Genomic DNA, 18,188 nt, shown 5'->3' on the forward strand with positions numbered 1-18,188 from the left:
CGACTGCGGCGGAGCACCCACCCTAGCCCCGCCGCGCCGCCGACACGCCGTGCCCTCGCCGTGGTGTGGCGCGCCCGACGCCCCACTTGCGCAGGTCACCCCATGGTCACCGCCAGCACCACGCCAAAGGTCTCGACACGATCAAAATTCACCACCCATCGGGGGTACGCGGTGAGCGCTCGACCACGCAGCGCACCGACTGCACGCGGCGGGGCTGCCGGCCCCGTGGTGGCCTGGCCGGTGGTCCGTTCTCGGCGTGTGCGGACGTCCGAGCGCGGTGCTGAGAGTGCTGTTCATCAGCGGTGCCAGCGAGCGCGTGCGCCGCGTGCCGTCCGCCGGAATGACACCATTAGTCATCGTTCAGTTGCCGTGACACATGCCTCTGGCAATTGCCAGAATGCGTAGTACGACTCATTTTCATTCATCGCCATGAAGTGCGCGTTCATGCGCGAGACGAGGAGGACCGGTGCCGGGGGACAATAGCCCGACGGTTCGCCGGCGTCAGCTGGGTGCCCTGCTTCGTGATCGGCGGGAGGCGGTCGGGCTCAGCGCTCACGAAGTGGCAGAGCGGCTGCTGGTCTCGCCCACCAAAATCAGTCGTTTGGAGAACGGGCAGCGCGCTCCCCAGCCGCGCGACGTCCGAGACCTGTGCGACCTATACGGGATCTCGGATCCTGCCGAGCGGGAAACGCTGATGAGTTTCGTCGCCGAGGCTCGGAAACTCGGCTGGTGGCAGGATTTCGACCTGCCCGCGTCCACGTCGGCATATGTGGAGATGGAGGGTGCTGCCACACAGCTGAGAAACTGGGAGACGTCACTGGTTCCGGGCCTCCTGCAGACACCGGACTACGCGGAGTGGGCGCTGCTCTCCTGGGATCGGCGGCTGACGAAGGAGCAGGTGGAGCAGACGGCGCGAGCGCGACGACGACGCCAGGAGCGGTTGACGGACGCCGACCCGCTGGTCGTCCGGGCGATCCTCGACGAGTCGGTGCTGCGCCGGATGAACGGTTTCGGTGCCGCCCGGGCGCAGCTGGAACATCTGCTGAAACTGTCGGAGTTGCCGACGGTCTCGATCCAGGTTCTGCCCTACTGGGCCGGTCTGCATGAAGCGGTGAACAGTCCTTTCGCGCTGCTGGATCTCGATGTCACCGCAGGTGGCGTCGTTTTCGTGGAAGGACTGGTCGGATACCTCTATCTGGAGCGTCCGGAGCAGCTGACGCGGTATCGCGACGTATTCCAGTGGTTGCAGGCCACCGCGTTGAGCCCGGATGACACGGAAGCTTTTATCACGAATTATCTGAGATCATCTCAGTAAACCAGTTCAACAGGTCATATGGAGACGACGATGTCTGCAGCAATGGATCTGCCCGCGCCCGCCGTGTGGCGCGCCGCCAGCCGTAGCGGTGGGGGAAACTGCGTGGAGGTGGCGCGGCTGGTCAGTGGTGCGAGAGTCCGCGACTCCAAGGACCGCCGCGGCCCGGTGCTCTGTTATGCGAGGCCGGCATGGTCCGCCTTCACGCGCGGCGCTAAGAGCGGGCGCTTCAGGCACTGAGATCGTGACCACCTCCGGTGAGGAAGGGTGTGTTCGCGTTACCGGAAGTCGGTCAGGTCCGGTCCCGTCCGCGCGAGTTCCCGCAGCTCCGCGAATCTGTTCAGGTAGCTGGCCAGCTCGATGGGGTCGCCGCTGATTACGTCCGAGTCCTGCTGCTCCTGATAGAGCAGGTCACCGTTGCCTGACGCCGCCTCCAGGAGCATGAACGGACCGGTTCCCGCATGTGAGGTGGCCGGCACGACCTGGACCGTCACGTTCGGCCATTCGCGTGCCTTAATCAGCTGCTGGATCTGGCGGCTCATGACCGCACTGCCGGGTTCGCTGTCGCCGCGCCGCAACGCTGCCTCGTCGATCAGGAAATGCGCCTGCGGTGCGTGCGGGCCGCGTAGCAACCCCTGTCGGGCGATCCGGCCGGCGACCCGCCGTGCAATCGCGGCGTCGTCGTCCCAAGGCGCTCGGTGCCGCGAGCACGCCAGCGCCGCGTATTCGGGAGTCTGGAGCAGTCCGGGTACCGAGGTCAGCTCGAAGCTCCGAATCACCCTCGCGGACTGCTCCGCGTAGATGAGCGCACGAGCGCCGGGACTGCGGGCACCGTCGATCCGGGCGTTGATCTCCGAGCTGACCGCGTCGGTCAGCCCGTTCGCGTACGGGTCGTCGACCCCGTAGTGGGCGAGCAGCGCACGTACCTTCTTCGGCGCAACCCCGCCGAGCCCGGCCTCCAGCGCCCAGAGCACGCCGGGAGACACGTCTATCGATATCGCTGCCTCTTCTACCTCCAGGCCTGCCTGTCGTCGTAGTCTTCGCAGCTCACCGACGCCCTCGCGCCGCACCGCCGGGTCCGAGCTCTCCGCCATCTCGAATCCTCCTGCCGTGCTGAGGGGCAACGCCGTCGCGGATCTCCGAGCGGTGTCGCCTCATCACCGATTGTGGACCATGATCTCACCGAGCGCGATGGAGTCGTTCCGGGTCTGGACGGCGTGCAGGGGCGCCCCGGCGGGGACGCCCCTCGGTGGACGGCCGGTCAGGCGCGGCGGAAGACCCAGACGCGGAGCATGACGAAGCGGAGCAGCGTGGCCGTCGCGTTCGCCGCGATCAGAACCGCGAGTTCGAGCAGCCGGTGCGGGGTGTCCGTCACGGCGTGCAGCAGCGCCAGCGAGCCACTGGTCAGGCCCAGTCCGAGGCCGAAGATGACCAGGCCCTGCAGGTGATGACGGGCGGCGCCGTCCGCCCCCTGCACGCCGAACGTGATCCGCCGGTTCGCCGCCGTGTTCCCCACCGCCGTGATCAGCAGCGCCAGCAGATTGGCGAGCTGCGCGCCCATGCCGAGCCGCAGCCCCGCGTAGATGGCCAGGTAGGCAAGCGTGCTGACCACGCCGATCGCGCCGAACGTCAGCAGCTGCCCGACCATCCCCGGCGGTACGCCGTCGACCGGCGCGAGCGGGGCCCGGCCGAGCTGGGCGCGCAGTTCGGTGATGGGAAGCCGCCCGGTGCCGAGCGCGCGGCCGAGGCGCGCGATCCCCCGAAGATCCGCGACCGCGGTCTTTACGATGTCGACGCGGCTGTCCGGGTCGTCGATCCAGTCCACCGGCACCTCGTGGATGCGCAGGCCGGACCGCTCGGCCAGGACCAGCAGCTCGGTGTCGAAGAACCAGCCGGTGTCCTCGACGAGCGGCAGCAGCCGGCGGGCGACGTCCGCCCTGATCGCCTTGAAGCCGCATTGCGCGTCCGAGAAGCGGGCCTGCAACGTACCGCGAAGGATCAGGTTGTAGCCGCGCGAGATGAGCTCCCGCTTGGCGCCCCGGATCACCCGCGAACTCCGCGACAGCCGGGACCCGATCGCCAGGTCGCTGTGCCCGGAGAAGAGCGGCGCGACGAGTGGCAGCAGTGCGGCCAGGTCGGTGGAGAGGTCCACGTCCATGTACGCCAGCACCGGCGCCTCGGACGCGGACCACACCTCCTTCAGCGCGTGCCCCCGTCCTTTGCGGGGCAGGTGCGTGACGCTGACCCCGGGCAGGTCCGACGCGAGCCGCCGTCCGACGTCGAGCGTGCCGTCCGTGCTGGCGTTGTCGGCGATGGTGATCTGGAAGGGGTACGGGAACGTCTCGCTGAGGTGCGCGTGCAGCCGCCGTACGCACGGCTCCAGGTCGCGCTCCTCGTTGTAGACCGGGATGACCACGTCGAGCGCGGCCGTGGTGGGGGTGGTGTCGGGCGTGGCGGTTGCTCCTGCGGTGATCGACATGGCGGATCAGCTCCCCTGCGTCAGGTCGTAGAGGGTCGTGTCGTCCACGGTCTGCGCGGTGAAGTTGGCCTGGACCCAGGTCGCGATCTCCGCGCTGACCTGGTTGCTGCCGTCGCGGCCACCGCCGCCGAAGCCACCGTCGCCGATGAAGTAGTGGATCTTGCCCTGCTCCACGAACTCCTGGAACTGGGCGAGCGACGGGGCCGGGTCGGTGCCGTTGAAGCCGCCGATCGCCATCACCGGGTCGCCGGTGGCCAGCTGATATCCGGAGGCGCGGTTGGAGCCGACCGCGGCCGCGATCCAGGTGTAGGTGTCCGCGTCCTTCTCCAGCAGCGCGACCATCTCGGCGCTCGGCTCGGAGCCGCTGAGCAGCCCGCCCATGCCGCCGCCGCGTTCACCCCGGCCGGTCCCGCCGGGGAAACCGTTCTGCCCCGTCGTGGGCGCCTGCCCCTGCGCGCCGCCACCCGGGAAGCCGCCCTGCGCGCCACCTGGGAATCCGCCCTGCGCGCCACCTGGGAAGCCGCCTTGGGCACCGCCGCCCGGGAAGCCGCCCTGACCGTTCCGCCCGCCGGGGAAGCCGCCCCGGCCGCCGCCACCCGGCCCGAATCCGCCCGCGGTGGCCGGCCCGGCCGACGGGATCGAGCCGACGTGCGGCGTACCCGCGGTATTGATCGCGTAGGCGGCCGGCGCGGCAAGCGTCACCGCGGCCGCGACCACGCCGACCGGGATGGCGAACCGTGCGCCGAGCCGGCTCGTGCCGACCAACGCCAGCGACGCGACGATGCCGCCGATCAGCACGGTCCAGCGCAGCCAGGGAAGCCAGTCCGCGCTGCGCCCGAGCAGCACGAAGGCCCAGACCGCGGTACCGGTGACGGCCACGGCAAGCAGCGCGACCGCCCACGGCGCGCGCCGCCGCTCCCAGAGCAGCTGCGCGCCCATGCCGACAAGCGCGCCGATCGCCGGGGCCAGCGCCACCGTGTAGTACGCGTGGAAGATGCCCTGCATGAAGCTGAAGGTCAACGTCGTGACCACGAGCCAACCACCCCAGAGCACGAAAGCCGCACGGGTACGGTCGGTGCGCGGCCGCCGTGCGGTGAGCACCAGGCCGGCGATCATGAGTACCAGCGCGGCCGGGAGCAGCCAGGCGACCTGACCGCCCTGCGCGGAGTCGAACATCCGCAGGATGCCGCTTTCGCCCCACATGCCGCCGCCGTTGCCACCGCCGGGACCTGCTGCGCCCGCCGGACCGGCGCCGCCGCCCGGGCCGCCCATGCCTCCGCCGCCGACGCTTCCGGTCTCGTTGCCGTTGAGCCGGCCGAGCCCGTTGTAGCCGAGCGTGAGCTCCAGGATGCTGTTGTTCTGCGAGCCGCCGATGTATGGCCGGGAGTCCGCCGGCCACAGCTCGACCGCGAGGATCCACCAGCCGGCCGAGACGATCATCGCGCCGGCCGCGCCGAGCAGCTGCAGGAACCGCTTGCCAAGCTTCGGCGGGCCCGCGATCAGGTAGACCAGGCCGAGCGCGGGCAGGATCAGCAGCACCTGGAGCATCTTGGCGAGGTAGCCGAAGCCCATGAAGACGCCGCAGATCAGCAGCCAGGTGGTGGCGCCTCGCTCCAGGGCCCGGACCATCGCCCAGCAGGCCGCGATCATCAGCAGCACCAGCAGCGCGTCCGGGTTGTTGAAGCGGAACATCAGCGCGGCGACCGGCGTGGTGGCCAGCACCGCGCCGGCCAGCAGCCCGGCGGCCGGGGAGAACCAGCGGCGGACCGTGGCGTAGAGCAGCGCGACCGAGCCGACGCCCATCAGCGCCTGCGGGACAAGCATGCTCCACGAGTTCATGCCGAAGATCCGGGCGGAGATCTCCATCGGCCACAGCGACGCGGGCGTCTTGTCGACAGTGATGAAGTTCGCCGCGTCGGAGGAGCCGAAGAAGAACGCCTTCCAGCTCTCGGAGCCGGCCTGCACGGCGGCGGCGTAGAACGAGTTCGCCCAGCCGGACGCGCCAAGGCTCCAGATGTAGAGGACGCCGGTCGCGATCAGCAGCAGGTAGAGCGCGGGCCGTGCCCAGACCGGGTCGTCCTCGGGTCCGCGGACGATCCGCTGCCACCGGGAGCGCGCCGGCACGGCGACCGAGGCGGCGGACGCGACGGCCGGGCCATCCTCGGAAGACACCTCGGACGACGAGGGGACCGGTGCGGCCGGAGGAACCGAGGAGGCCGGGGCCGGCAACGCGGCTTTCCCCTCAGGAACGGCCGGCGCCTCCGGATCGGCCGGTGACCCGGCCGCGGTCGGCGACTCGGCCGGGGGCGGCGACTCGGCCGAGGGCGGCGTGGGCAACGTCGAGGTCATGCGCTTCGTCCTTCACTCAAGCGGAAGCAGGCAGCAAATGTGGCATCAGCTGATAAGCCGGGCTTTGTAGTCAAAACCTCAGGCTCGGTCACCAGGATCGACCGGGCATCTCACCGTGCGCTCTGGCGAAGCTGTGGAAAGGCTGTGAATACGGCACCCCAGTGTGACGGACGTGCTGCGCCGTGATTACGCGCTGACCGGCACCTCGGCCGTGACCAGCGGCATCGACACCAGGAACTCGGTACGCCCCGGCCGACTACGCACCTCGATGCGCCCGCCGTGCGCGGTCACCACCGCGTGCACGATCGCCAACCCGAGCCCGGTGCTGCCGGCCGCGCGCGACCGGGAGCCGTCCCCACGTGCGAACCGCTCGAAGATGTGCGGCAGCAGGTCCGGCGGGATGCCCGGCCCCGCGTCGGCCACCATGATCGCGGCCAGGCCGTCGCGCACGCCCACCGACACGGTCACCTCGGTGCCCGGCGGCGTATGCGTGCGCGCGTTCGCAAGCAGGTTCGCAAGCACCTGGTGCAGCCGGGCCCGGTCGCCGGGCACCTCCACACCCTCGGCCGGCAGGTCGAGCCGCCAGACGTGGTGCGGCCCGGCCGCGTGTGCGTCGCTCACCGTGTCGACCGCGAGCATCGCCAGGTCGACAGGCTCGTGCTCCAGCGGCCGCCCGGCGTCCAGCCGGGCAAGCAGCAGCAGGTCCTCGACCAGCCCGGTCATCCGTTTCGCCTCCGACTCGACGCGGTTCAGCACGTGCGCGACCTCGGGCGGCACCTCCTGGCGGCTGCGCCGGGTCAGCTCGGCGTACCCCCGGATCGCGGCCAGCGGCGTGCGCAGCTCATGGCTGGCGTCCGCGACGAACTGGCGCACCTGCGTCTCGCTGGCGTGCCGGGCGGCGAGCGCGGCCTCCACGTTGCCGAGCATCCGGTTGAGCGCGGCGCCGACCTGCCCCACCTCGGTACGCGGGTCGGTGAGTTCCTCCGGCAGCCGTTCCGCGAGCGCGACTTCGCCCCGGTCCAGCTCCAGTTCGGCCACCCGGCCGGCGGTCGCGGCGACGCGGCGCAGCGGGCGGAGCGTGCGCCGGATGATCACGACGCCCGCGACACCCGCGACGACGAGCGCGGCGGCGGTGACGGCTGCGAGGATCACCGCGACCTCGACCTGCGTCCGGTCCACGTCGTCGGTCGGCAGCCCGGTGATCACCAGGTCGTCGTCCGGGCCGCGCCTCTCCGCCTTGAGCCGGTAGTTGCCGTACCCCTCCAGGTAGTAGGTTCTCGGGCGACCGTCGACCGGGATCGTGGCGAGCATCGTGAAGAGCGCGCTGCCCCCGTCGATCTCCTGCAGGTCGTCGCCGAGGATGCGCACGCCGGGACGGCTGCCGCCGAGGTAGGCGACGAGCGTGCCGGGCGGCTGCCCACGCCCGATCCACTGGTCCGGCGCCGGTCCGCCCGGGTTGAACCCGTCCGGCCGTTCGAAGTTGCCCGCGTTCTGCGCCGCGGTGGCGAGTTGCCGGTCGAGTTGGCCCTGCAGGTTCGTGTGCAGCGCGATCTCGGTGACCACGGAGATCAGCAGGCAGGCCGCGGCCAGCAGCGCGAGCATGGTGGCGACCAGCCGGGTCCGCAACGGCCAGCCACGGGGGCCACGTGGCCGCGCCCGGTCAGTCCGCGGGCTTGAGGACATAGCCGGCGCCCCGCATCGTGTGGATCATCGGCTTCCGGCCGGCGTCGATCTTCTTGCGCAGGTAGGAGATGTACAGCTCGACCACGTTCGCCTGGCCGCCGAAGTCGTAGTTCCAGACCCGGTCCAGGATCTGTGCCTTGGACAGCACCCGGCGTGGGTTGCGCATCAGATACCTGAGCAGCTCGAACTCGGTGGCGGTGAGCGTGATCTGGTCGCCGCCGCGGCGTACCTCGTGGCTGTCCTCGTCCAGGCTCAGGTCGCCGACGATCAGCTGGGCGTCCGAGCGCATCGCGGCCCGCCCGGCCCGGCGCATCAGCCCGCGCAGCCGCGCCACGACCTCCTCCAGGCTGAACGGCTTGGTCACGTAGTCGTCGCCGCCCGCGGTCAGGCCCGCGATCCGGTCCTCCACCGAGTCCTTGGCGGTGAGGAACAGCACCGGCATCTCCGGTGCCTCGCCACGCAGCCGGCGCAGCACCTCCAGCCCGTCCATGTCCGGGAGCATCACGTCCAGGATCACCGCGTCCGGCCGGAACTCGCGGGCCGCCCGCACCGCGCCGCCGCCGTCCCCGGCCGAGCGCACGTCCCAGCCCTCGTACCGCAGCGCCATGGACAGCAGCTCGGCAAGCGTGGACTCGTCGTCGACCACGAGCACCCGGACCGGGCTGCCGTCGGCGCGGCGAAGTTCCTGGCGGGATCCGGTGGTGGTGTCGCGGAGGTCCGAGTGCATCGTCGTCGTCATGTTCCCGATGGTTCGCCCGCCATCTAGGCAGGGCCTTTACCAACCCTGTGTAACACCTGTGAAGCCCTTGAGACCCCCATTCACGATCATTCGGGGGTACGGGTTCCGAGCGTGCTTCGAGCCGGGCCTGACGGGTCTCGGAGGTGCGACCGCTTGCATGGTGCGGCGCCGTGGCCCTCCCGGGTCGCGGCCCGGCGATCGAGGAGGCAGTCGTGCCAGTCAGTGCAGTCGTGCCAATGAGTGCACACGCCCGCCGTCGGCTCGCAGCCGTCGCGCTGGCCGGGTCCGCGGCGCTGCTGCTGGCCGCGGGCTGCGGTGGTTCCGGCTCTTCCGACGGCGCGGACGGCTCCGGCGGGGACGGCCAGAACGCGCTCGCCGCCTACGCGGCCTGCCTCAAGGAGCAGGGCATCGAGGTGACTGTCCCGACCGCGAACCCGTCCCGCGGCGCGCGCCCGTCCGGCGGTGCGATGCCCTCCGGCGGCGCGTTCCCGCAGGGTTCCGGGCGGCCCACCGCGTTCCCGTCCGGCCAGCCCTCCGGCGGTCCGGGCGGCCAGCGTGGCGGGGGCGGCGGCTTCGCGAACCAGCTCAAGCCGGAGGGCGTCGACGAGGCGGCCTGGACGGCGGCGACCACTGCCTGCGCCGACTCGCTGCCGCAGATGGGCAACGGTGGTCAGGGCGGTCCCGGCGGCGGTCAGGGCGGCCCGGGCGGCGGCAGCCAGAACGACAACGGCGCCTCCGCGGCGTACGACAACTGCCTCACCGAGAACGGCGTGACCGACACGGCCGCGCTGAACACCGCGGACGCCACCACTGCCAAGGCGGTCGAGGCCTGCGCGCCGCTCAAGCCCGCCTCCTGATCGTTTCGGCCCGTTCGCCGGAGCGCGCGGGGTTCGGCCGGGCAGATCCGGGTGCCCGGCCGGCCGGGCACCCTGACCCGTCCGTCGCATCTTTCGCAGGTGACGCACTGGCGGTGTGTTGTCCCAGCTAGAGCACCATGACACTCGGTTTGGTGACGACTCGGCACATGGTCCCGACCGAATGGGGTGGCCCGGCAGTGAGCAGCGGCACGCGACAACTGTCCGCGATCGTGGCGCGGGATGACAGCCGCGGAGCCGTCCTCATCGCGTTCGAGGGTGAGCTGACGCTGCGCAGCGCGGCCCGCGCCCGGGCGGTGATCACCAAGGCGCTTGCGGAGTGCCCGGTGGTGGTGATCGTCTCGCTCGACCGGGTGCGGATCGCCCACGACGGCGCGCTCGCGGTCTTCGTGGCGCCGCGCTGGCGGGCCGGGCACTCACCCGAGGCGCCGCTGCTGCTCGTCGCGCGGCCCTCGGTCGCGTCCCGGCTGCGCGTGCTGAACCGTGGCGTCCGGGTGCACGCCACGCTTGACCGGGCGCTTGTCGCGGCCGGGGACCTGCGCGCGGCCAGCCGGTGGGAGCATCTGCGCCTGGACGCGGGCCCGCTGGCCGCGTCGTTCGCCAGGTCGATCGTCGGCGACGCGTGCACCGGCTGGGAGGCGCACGACCTGCTCTACTCCGCCCGCGCGGTGATCTCCGAGCTGGTCAACAACGCGGTCGAGCACGGCGGCACACCGATAGACGTCACAGTGACGCTGCGCCACCCGTACCTCTACCTGGTCGTCGCGGACGGCAACCCGTCACCGGCCCGCCTGCGCGCGGTCAGCGCGTCCGACCCGAGTGCGCCGCTCGCCGAACGCGGGCGCGGCCTGCAGGTGGTGGAGGCCGAGACGTACCGCTGGGGTTGTGCCGCACTTCCGCAGGGGAAGGCGGTCTGGGCCGCGCTTCGCCTCGCCGCATGACCCGTGACGTGCGAAGGTGTTCCGATGGGCGAGACGCGTGACGGGGTCGACCTGACCAATCTGGACGCCGCACTCTTCGACGGCGCCGGCGCGACCAAGCGCGACCTGATCGACTATCTGGACGCGGTCTCCGCGCGCTTCCTGCCGCAGCTCGCCGGCCGGCCGCTGTCCGTGATCCGGGTGCTGCGCGGTCAGGACGCGTTCATGCAGAAGAACGTCCCGAAGTACACGCCGGACTGGGTCCGCACCACCGAGGTCTGGGCCGAGGCGTCACACCGCACGGTCCGCTACGCGCTCTGCGACGACCGCCGCACGCTGCTCTGGTTCGGCAACCAGCGCGCCGTGGAGTACCACCCCGCGCTCGCGCCCGCGGAGACCCCGGACCGCCAGACGCACCTGATCATCGACCTCGACCCGCCCGAGGAGGACGGCTCGTTCGGCCTGGCCGTCCGCGCCGCCGCGCTCGTCCACGAGGCGCTGACCGCCTCCGGCCTGGCCGGCGCCGTGAAGACGAGCGGCGCCAAGGGCCTGCACATCTTCGTGCCGGTCCGGGACGCGGACACCGAGCAGGTCGCGGCCGCCACCCGCGCTCTCGCCGCCCGTGCCGAACGCGTGGATCCCGCGCTGGCCACCACCGCGTTCATCCGCGAGGACCGGCACGGCAAGGTCTTCCTGGACGCCACCCGGGCCGGCGGTGCCACCATCGCGGCCGCCTACAGCCCGCGCCTGCGCCCGGGCGTACCGGTCTCGTTCCCGGTCGCCTGGTCCGACCTCGCCGACATCACCCCGGCCGACTTCACCATCCACACCGCGCCCGCGCTGCTCACCACGGCCGACCCCTGGGCCGACGCGCTGCCGGCGCCCCAACTCATCCCACCCGGCCTGATCGACGAGGGACGCACAATCCCGATCGCCCGCGTCGCCGCCATGCACGAGGGCAAACGCCGCGCCGCCGCCCGCCGAAAAGCAAACCCGTAACCCCGAGAAGCATTTTCCCGCTCTCGCGGTGGTCCGGCCCGCAAGCTCCCGCGGGCCCCGGTCGGCCCCGAGGGGCCTCCCTGCCGGTTCCGCGGCGGGTCAGGGGCGCGCGGGGAGCCCGCGTAGGCCGGCGATGACCAGGTCGAGGCCGAGTTCGAGGAAGTTCTCCTTGACGACGCAGCCGGTGAGCGCGTCGGCCGCCGCAGTGATCCGGGGGTAGCGGCGCGGGGAGAGCGCGGCCAGGGCTGCCCGCTTGGTGCGGATGCGGTCCTCGCGCAGCTCGACGTCCTGGATGTTGAGCGTCGCCGGGTCGAACGGGATCAGGTTGACCACCGAGCAGAGCGCCTGGTTGCCGACGGCTGCGGCCCGGTCGGTGTCGAAGCCGGCCTGGGCCAGCAGGTCAAGCGCGCGCTCGGCGATGGCGAGGCCGCCGGGCGCGATCAGGATGCGGCGCGGGATCAGCGGCGCCACCTCGGCGTGGGGCGTCAGCACGTCGGTAAGTGCGGCGAAGACCGCGCGGAGCTGGACGTCCCACGGCTCGTCGGTGACCGGAGGCAGCGTCACGGACTCGAGCAGGTGGTCGGCGAGCGCGTTGATCAGCTCATCCTTGTCCCGGAAGTGCCGGTAGAGCGCCATCGGTGTGACGCCGTGCTCGGTGGCCAGCCGCCTGACCGTGATTGCGGCGAGCCCTTCGGAGTCGGCGATGGCGAGCGCGCTGACCACGAGTTTCTCCGGGTCGAGCCGCTCCCGGGCGGGGGCGTTGGTTGGCGTCACGTTGACAAGTCTACGACGTAGACCTAGCGTCTACGCCATACGTATACGACGTAGACCTACGCCGTATACAACCGAATTTCGAAAGGTATCCCGAATGCGACGGAGTCCCTGGGCCACGCTCGTCGTGCTGGCCCTGGCGCAGTTCATCGTCGTCCTCGACGTGACGATCGTGAATGTGGCGCTGCCGAACATCCAGTCCGACCTGGACTTCACGCCGGACGGCCTGCAGTGGGTGATCAGCGCGTACACCCTGCTCTTCGGCGGCTTCCTCCTGCTCGGCGGGCGCGCGGCCGACCTGCTCGGGCCACGCCGGCTCTTCATCGGCGGCCTGCTGCTCTTCGGCGTCACGTCGCTGATCGCGGGCCTGGCGCCGAACTCGGAGTCGCTTATCGCGGCCCGTGCGGCCCAGGGTCTCGGCGGCGCGCTGCTCTCGCCGGCCGCGCTCGCGCTGCTCACCGTCACGTTCCCGCCCGGCCGGGAGCGCAACATCGCGATGGGCGTCTGGGGTGGCCTGGCCGGTCTCGGCGGCACGCTCGGCGTGGTCGCGGGCGGGCTGCTTGTCGACGCGCTGGACTGGCGGTGGGTCTTCCTGGTCAACGTGCCGCTTGTGGTCGGGCTGGTCGCCATCACGCCGCTCTTCGTGCGGGACGTCCGGCACACCGCGCCCGGGCCGCGCACGTTTGACCTGGCCGGCGCCGTGCTGAGCACGGCCGGGCTGCTCGCGGTGGTCTACGGCGTGGTGCGCGCCGAGCACAGCGGCTGGGGCTCCGCCGAGGTGCTCGGATTCCTGGTCGGCGGCGTGGCGTTGCTGGCCGCGTTCGTGCTCGTGGAGCGTCGTTCGGCGGACCCCCTCGTACCCATGCGGCTGTTCCGGTCTCGGTCTTTGACCACGTCGAGCCTGACGCTCGGGCTGAACGGGGCCGGCTTCCTCTCCATGTTCTTCCTGACCGCGATCTACCTGCAGCAGGTGCGCGGCGACTCCGCGCTCGAAGCCGGGCTGCACTTCCTGCCGATGGGCGGCGCCGCGATCGCCGCGGCCGTGGTGGCCAGTCAGCTCGTCACGCGTCTCGGCACCCGCCCGGTCCAGCTCGGCGGTTCCGTGCTGAGCGTGGCAGGTCTGCTGGTGCTGACGCTTGTCGGCACGGACGACTCCTACGTCACCGGTCTGCTCCCCGGCCTGGTGCTGTTCGGCGCCGGGATCATCGCGGTAAGCGTTCCCGGCCAGATCAACGCGGTCTCCGAGGTGGCCAATCACGAGGCCGGTGCCGCCTCCGGCCTGGTCTCCGCGGTCTACCAAATCGGCGGCGCGCTCGGCCTCGCGGTCGTGACCACGCTGTCGCTCACCCATGTCACGGATCAGCTGCTGGCCGGCGTCGCACAGCAGCAGGCGCTCGTCGACGGCTTCCACCGCGGCATCCTCGTCGCCGCCGCATTCGCAGTGGTCAACATCGCCGTCGCCCTCACCGCCCCCCAGCTCACCCCCGACGCCAAGCAACTCGCCGAGGCCGCAGCCGCCGCCTAGCCCCTCGCCCCTCGCCCTCGCTCCTCGCTCCTCGCCCTTCGTCTGCAGTTTCTCCGGACCCGTCGCTTGCTTGACCACGTCGTGAGGCGCGGACGACCGAAGAAAGTCGTTCTCAGCCAGACACGCTTTTCGTCTGCCTGAGAACGCCTTTCTTCGGCCGTGGCGTCGAGCCCGGAGGAGCGAAGCGACGACCAGAGCTACGTGAAAGCGATGTGGGCGGGATCGGCTCGGGCGGCCGGCAGGGCGTCGGTCGCCTGACTGATCAGTTCCTCGGGCGTGATCTGCACCGGTTGGCGGTCGTTGAGCATGGCGACGCCGACCGCGGGGTGCAGAAGCACGGTCTGGCCGGCCGAGGCGAGTGGCTGGCGGGCCGCGTTGACCAGGCGTTTCGCCAGGCGCTCGACGTTCGCGGTGTCGCCGACGCTCTCCGCGACGACCACGAACTCGTCAGTTCCGGTGCGGGCGATCACGTCCCCCCGGCGCAGCGAGGCCGCGAGCCGGCCGGAGAGCACCTTGACCAGTTGGCCGGCCACGTCCGCCGACAGGCCCTTGAGCAGCGAGTTCAGGTCGCCGAGCTGGATGACGAGCGCGGCGGCGAGCCCGGCGCCGCCGGCCCAGGAGGTCAGTACGCGCTCCAGGTGGTCGCGGAGGAAGCGGGCGTTGGGCAGGCCGGTGACCGAGTCGTGCAGCACTGTCCGTTCGAGCAGGCCGCGGGTGCCGAGGTCGTGGTCGATCGCGATGACGCCGATGATCCGGCCCTGCTTGTCGGCGAGCCCGGTGAGCGTCCGGGTGACCGCGACCCGTTCGCCGTCGACCCGCCGCTGGGTCAGGTCCATGGTCACGGAGCCGGCGCCGGCAAGCGCCTCAAGCAGCTCGCCGTATGCGCGTTCGGCCGGGCTGCTCTCGCCGGTCTCCGGGTTGACGACCTGCGTGTCCATCAGCGTGAGCACGTCGCAGCCGAGCGCCTCGCTGGCGCTGTACCCGTAGACGCGCTCGGCCGACGCGTTCCAGCCGATCACCTTGCCGTCGTTGTCCCAGGCGACCACCACGTCGGAGAGCTGGTCCAGCGCGGTGGCCTGGCGGCGCAGCTCCTCGACCGCGGCGGCGGAGCCGGTCAGCAGCGCCGCGGTGTTCACTGTCGACGCCGCGGTCTCCGCGATCGCCTGGAGAAAGGAGAACTCCTCGTCGGTATACGCGTCCCGTCCCGCGTCCCGGGTGGCGATCAGCACGCCGCACGGCCACGCGCCGTCGCCGAGCGGGAGCACGGCCACGCTGCTCACGCCGCAGACCGCCAGCCACGGCGCCAGCTGCGGATCGAACTCGGCGATGTGCCGGCCCATCTCCTCCTGGTTCAGCACCGCCGCGGCGCCGCTGTCGAGCACCGCGTCCACCACCGCGTCGCCGCGCCCGCGCAGCACGCTTGCCGCGCCCTCGCGCAGCAGCATGGCGGAGATCGCGTCCCGGTGGCTGGCGCCGACCCGTACCAGCGAGGAGTTGTCGAGGGAGTAGAGCCAGAGCGTGGCGCCGTCGCCCACGTGGGTGGCGACCGTGCGGGACACCAGGTCACCGAAGCGGCGCTCGTCGATAACGGCGTCGTTCACGGCCCGCGCGATGGCGACGATGGCGCGCAGGCGCCGCGTCTCGGGCGAGGGCGTCGCGGGCAGTCCCAAGGCGTCCTCCTCAGAGCTGGTTCCGTCGACTCATCGGCCCGGGCGGCGGAAACCTGAGCCGGAACAGTCGCCGTATCTCAGTTGTTGTGGAAGCGTTGGCGCGGGGTTCGTGGAACCCGGTTGGAGGAGGCGGCTGTGGATCTTCTGGCTGAGTACCGGCGGGCGACGATGTTCTTCGAGACGGGGGACCCGCTCGGAGCAGCCCGGCTACTGGAACCGATAGTGGAGGCGGAGCCGCAGAACGCATCGGTGCGGCAACTGCTGGCCCGGTCCTATTTCATGTCCGCCCAGCTCAAAGGCGCCGAGAAGCAGTTGCGGGCGCTGATCGAGCTCGACCCGACCGACCATTACGCCCATCACGTGCTTGGGCGCACGCTCGAGCGCGGGGGCCGTCCGGCGGAGGCGCTTCCGTACCTCCGGCTGGCGTTGGCCATGCACCACCAGCCGGAGTACGAGGACGCGCTCCGCCGGGTGGAAGGGCTTGCCAACATTCAGGAGCGGGCGGACAGACGAACCGGGGCCTGAGGCGACGCGACGGCCGCGCGGGTGCGCTGGGTCAGCAGCACACAGACCAGCACAAGCGCGGCCGCGCCCGTCGTCAGCATGCCCACCCGCTCGCCGAGCAGCAGCGCGGACCAGCCCAGCGTGAGCACCGGCTGGACCAGCTGCACCTGGCCCACTCGGGCGACGCCGCCCGCGGCCAGGCCGGCGTACCAGGCGAAGAAGCCGAGGAACATCGAGATCACTGTGACGTACGCGAGGCCCAGCCAGGCCGCGGCGGACGGTTCCCGGGGCGGATGCAGCACAAGTGACGCGCCGGTGACCGGGACCGTGAGCGGCAGGGAGAGGACCAGCGCCCAGCAGATGGTGCGGGCGCCGCCCAGCTCGCGGGCCAGCGCGCCGCCCTCCGCGTAACCGAGCGCGGCCAGCAGGACCGCGCCGAGCAGCAGCAGATCGGCCGCGTGCAGTCCACCGTCGACTCCACCGCTGACAAGCAGGAACCCGAGCACCGCGACCAGGCCGGCGCCGCTCGCGCCCCAGAATGCGTGCGGTGGCCGTTCGCCGCCGCGCAGCACGGCGAACACCGCGGTCATGGCCGGGAGCAGCGCGATCACCACGGCGCCGTGCGCTGAGGTGGAGGTGATCAGCGCGAGCGTGGTGCAGACCGGGAAGCCGAGGACGACGCCGAGCGAGACCAGGGCGAGGCGTCTCAGGTGGGCCGCGGACGGCCGGGGTGCGCGCACGACGAGCAGGTAAACGATGGCCAGCAGCCCGGCTCCGGCGGCGCGGCCGACGCCGATCAGCCACGGGTCGACGCCGCCGCCGAGCGCGAGCGCGGTGGCCGGAAGTGTGAGGCTGAAGGCGGCGACGCCGAGCAGCCCGAACCCGACACCCGTTATCGACCCGCGCGCGATGCCGTTATCATTGTCCGTCATGGAAGACGATAACGCAGCTGGCAACGTTATCCAAGATCTACGCAACCGGGTGGCCGTCGCCGAGCCGGGCGCCCGGCTGCCCCCGGTCCGCGAACTGATCGCCCGGCATCACGTCTCCCCGTTCACCGTGCAGGCCGCGATCCGTCGCCTGGTTGCGGAGGGGCTTGTCGAGTCGCGTCCGGGCAGCGGCACGTTCGTGCTGGGCCGGCCGCCGGACGCGGGCGCCGACGATCTCGGCTGGCAGGCCGTCGCGCTCGGCCCGCGCGCGGGCGGTGAGGAGGCGATGCGGGAACTGTTATCGCTTCCCCGGCCCGGCGCGATACCGCTGTCCGGTGGTTACCTGGACGCGGAGCTGGCGCCGACCGCCGCGCTCGGGGCCGCGCTGGCCCGGGCCGCCCGCCGCCCCGCCTCCTGGGACCGTGGGCCGGTGGAGGGCCGTGCGGACCTGCGCGCCTGGTTCGCCCGGGAGACCGGGTCCGCGCTTCGCGCCGAGGACATGAGCATCTGCCCGGGTGGTCAGTCCGCGCTGGCCACCGCGTTCCGCGCGCTCGCCGGGCCGGGCGACACGGTGCTTGTCGACGCGCCCACCTACCTCGGCGCGATCGCGGCCGCCCGCGCGGCCGGGCTGCGGGTGGTGCCGGTGCCGTCCGACGCGCAGGGCGTACGCCCGGAGCTGCTGGCGGACGCGTTCACCCGGACCGGGGCGCGGCTCTACTACTGCCAGCCGCTCTACGCGAACCCGCACGGCGCCACGCTCGGGCCCCGGCGGCGCGCGGAGGTGCTTGCGGCGGTCCGCCGGGCCGGCGCGTTCCTGATCGAGGACGACTACGCCCGCGACCTGGTCATCGACGGAGATCCGCCACCCCCGCTGGCCGCCACGGACGTCGGCGGCCACGTGGTCTACCTGCGGTCGCTGACCAAGGCGGCCGCGGCCGGGCTGCGGGTGGCAGCGATCGGCGCGCGCGGGGCGGCCGGTGCACGACTGCGCGCGGTCCGGGTGCTTGACGACTTCTTCGTGGCCGGGCCGCTGCAGGAGGCCGCGCTCGACTTCGTCACGTCACCCGCCTGGGCCCGGCATCGGCGTACGTTGCGGTCGCACCTGCGGCAGCGGCGGGACGCGCTGGTCGCGGCGCTGCACCGGGAGTTGCCGATGGAGGCGCGCACGCTTGCCGTACCCGCGGGGGGTCTGCATCTGTGGTGGCGACTGCCGGACGGGGTGGACGACGTGGCGCTTGCGGCCGAGGCGCTCGCTCACGACGTGGTCGTCTCGCCGGGCCGGCCGTGGTACGCCGCCGAGCCCGACGGCCCGCACCTGCGGCTCACGTTCGCGCTGGCGGCTCCGGCGCAGCTTGCCGAGGGAGTGTCCCGGCTGACCCGCGCGCTGGCCGCGGTGCGCACCCGCGGATGACCAATCGCATCGATTCATTGAC

The 18,188-nt window shown here is 71.8% G+C and carries 16 protein-coding genes; 8 read left to right on the plus strand and 8 right to left on the minus strand.

Translation table 11 applies throughout. The features are described 5' to 3' along the window. The first annotated feature begins 466 nt into the window (after nt 1–466). Both ACIA8K_RS08515 and ACIA8K_RS08520 read left to right on the plus strand, forming a co-directional pair. Entirely contained in the window at nt 467–1,315 is an 849-nt protein-coding gene (locus ACIA8K_RS08515; RefSeq protein WP_396056410.1) for a helix-turn-helix domain-containing protein, read from the plus strand. Nucleotides 1,316–1,357: 42 nt separating this feature from the next. After that, on the plus strand, nt 1,358–1,552 hold the full coding sequence (locus ACIA8K_RS08520; RefSeq protein ID WP_396056732.1) for a DUF397 domain-containing protein: 195 nt from the start codon (nt 1,358–1,360) through the stop codon (nt 1,550–1,552). A gap of 38 nt (nt 1,553–1,590) precedes the next feature. Here ACIA8K_RS08520 and ACIA8K_RS08525 read toward each other — a convergent pair whose 3' ends face one another. The 5 genes from ACIA8K_RS08525 to ACIA8K_RS08545 all read right to left on the minus strand — a co-directional run bounded on the left by ACIA8K_RS08525 (nt 1,591) and on the right by ACIA8K_RS08545 (nt 8,562). Continuing rightward, on the minus strand, nt 1,591–2,406 hold the full coding sequence (locus ACIA8K_RS08525) for a helix-turn-helix domain-containing protein (RefSeq protein ID WP_396056412.1): 816 nt from the start codon (nt 2,404–2,406) through the stop codon (nt 1,591–1,593). Between the two features lie 167 nt (nt 2,407–2,573). Then, complete coding sequence (locus tag ACIA8K_RS08530) at nt 2,574–3,791, minus strand: glycosyltransferase (protein WP_396056414.1); 1,218 nt, start codon at nt 3,789–3,791, stop codon at nt 2,574–2,576. A gap of 6 nt (nt 3,792–3,797) precedes the next feature. Further along, nucleotides 3,798–6,140: an ArnT family glycosyltransferase gene (locus tag ACIA8K_RS08535; RefSeq protein ID WP_396056416.1), complete on the minus strand. Its 2,343-nt coding sequence runs from the start codon at nt 6,138–6,140 to the stop codon at nt 3,798–3,800. A gap of 186 nt (nt 6,141–6,326) precedes the next feature. Further along, on the minus strand, nt 6,327–7,823 hold the full coding sequence (locus ACIA8K_RS08540; RefSeq protein WP_396056419.1) for a sensor histidine kinase: 1,497 nt from the start codon (nt 7,821–7,823) through the stop codon (nt 6,327–6,329). Further along, the gene (locus ACIA8K_RS08545) at nt 7,801–8,562 is read right to left on the minus strand and encodes a response regulator transcription factor (protein WP_396056421.1); all 762 of its coding nucleotides are present in this window, start codon (nt 8,560–8,562) and stop codon (nt 7,801–7,803) included. The genes ACIA8K_RS08540 and ACIA8K_RS08545 overlap by 23 nt, the downstream gene beginning before the upstream one ends. Nucleotides 8,563–8,798: 236 nt before the next feature. Between ACIA8K_RS08545 and ACIA8K_RS08550 the strand changes: the two genes are divergently transcribed. The 3 genes from ACIA8K_RS08550 (at nt 8,799) to ACIA8K_RS08560 (ending at nt 11,356) form a co-directional block, all read left to right on the plus strand. Then, on the plus strand, nt 8,799–9,419 hold the full coding sequence (locus ACIA8K_RS08550; protein ID WP_396056423.1) for a hypothetical protein: 621 nt from the start codon (nt 8,799–8,801) through the stop codon (nt 9,417–9,419). A gap of 152 nt (nt 9,420–9,571) precedes the next feature. Continuing rightward, complete coding sequence (locus ACIA8K_RS08555) at nt 9,572–10,378, plus strand: ATP-binding protein (RefSeq protein ID WP_396056425.1); 807 nt, start codon at nt 9,572–9,574, stop codon at nt 10,376–10,378. Between the two features lie 24 nt (nt 10,379–10,402). Further along, nucleotides 10,403–11,356 (plus strand): DNA polymerase domain-containing protein, encoded by a 954-nt coding sequence (locus ACIA8K_RS08560; RefSeq protein WP_396056427.1) that lies wholly within the window; start codon nt 10,403–10,405, stop codon nt 11,354–11,356. A gap of 99 nt (nt 11,357–11,455) precedes the next feature. On the opposite strand, the gene ACIA8K_RS08565 is transcribed toward ACIA8K_RS08560, so the two are convergent. Next, nucleotides 11,456–12,130: a TetR/AcrR family transcriptional regulator gene (locus ACIA8K_RS08565; protein ID WP_396056429.1), complete on the minus strand. Its 675-nt coding sequence runs from the start codon at nt 12,128–12,130 to the stop codon at nt 11,456–11,458. Nucleotides 12,131–12,224: 94 nt separating this feature from the next. Between ACIA8K_RS08565 and ACIA8K_RS08570 the strand changes: the two genes are divergently transcribed. Continuing rightward, nucleotides 12,225–13,652, plus strand: coding sequence for a DHA2 family efflux MFS transporter permease subunit (locus ACIA8K_RS08570; RefSeq protein ID WP_396056431.1), 1,428 nt, complete (start codon nt 12,225–12,227; stop codon nt 13,650–13,652). A 197-nt stretch (nt 13,653–13,849) separates the two neighbouring features. Here the strand turns inward: ACIA8K_RS08570 and ACIA8K_RS08575 are convergent, their stop codons facing one another. Further along, the gene (locus ACIA8K_RS08575; protein WP_396056433.1) at nt 13,850–15,322 is read right to left on the minus strand and encodes a diguanylate cyclase domain-containing protein; all 1,473 of its coding nucleotides are present in this window, start codon (nt 15,320–15,322) and stop codon (nt 13,850–13,852) included. A gap of 135 nt (nt 15,323–15,457) precedes the next feature. Here ACIA8K_RS08575 and ACIA8K_RS08580 point away from each other — a divergent pair, with 135 nt between their 5' ends. Continuing rightward, on the plus strand, nt 15,458–15,847 hold the full coding sequence (locus ACIA8K_RS08580; RefSeq protein ID WP_396056435.1) for a tetratricopeptide repeat protein: 390 nt from the start codon (nt 15,458–15,460) through the stop codon (nt 15,845–15,847). On the opposite strand, the gene ACIA8K_RS08585 is transcribed toward ACIA8K_RS08580, so the two are convergent. Next, a complete protein-coding gene (locus ACIA8K_RS08585; protein WP_396056437.1) occupies nt 15,814–16,758 on the minus strand; it encodes a DMT family transporter in 945 nt (314 codons plus the stop codon). The genes ACIA8K_RS08580 and ACIA8K_RS08585 overlap by 34 nt on opposite strands. Here ACIA8K_RS08585 and ACIA8K_RS08590 point away from each other — a divergent pair. Next, nucleotides 16,757–18,166 (plus strand): PLP-dependent aminotransferase family protein, encoded by a 1,410-nt coding sequence (locus ACIA8K_RS08590; RefSeq protein ID WP_396056439.1) that lies wholly within the window; start codon nt 16,757–16,759, stop codon nt 18,164–18,166. The genes ACIA8K_RS08585 and ACIA8K_RS08590 overlap by 2 nt on opposite strands. The last annotated feature ends 22 nt before the right edge of the window (nt 18,167–18,188 follow it).

The sequence above is a fragment of the Catenuloplanes sp. NPDC051500 genome, assembly GCF_044454585.1.
Taxonomy (GTDB): domain Bacteria; phylum Actinomycetota; class Actinomycetes; order Mycobacteriales; family Micromonosporaceae; genus Catenuloplanes.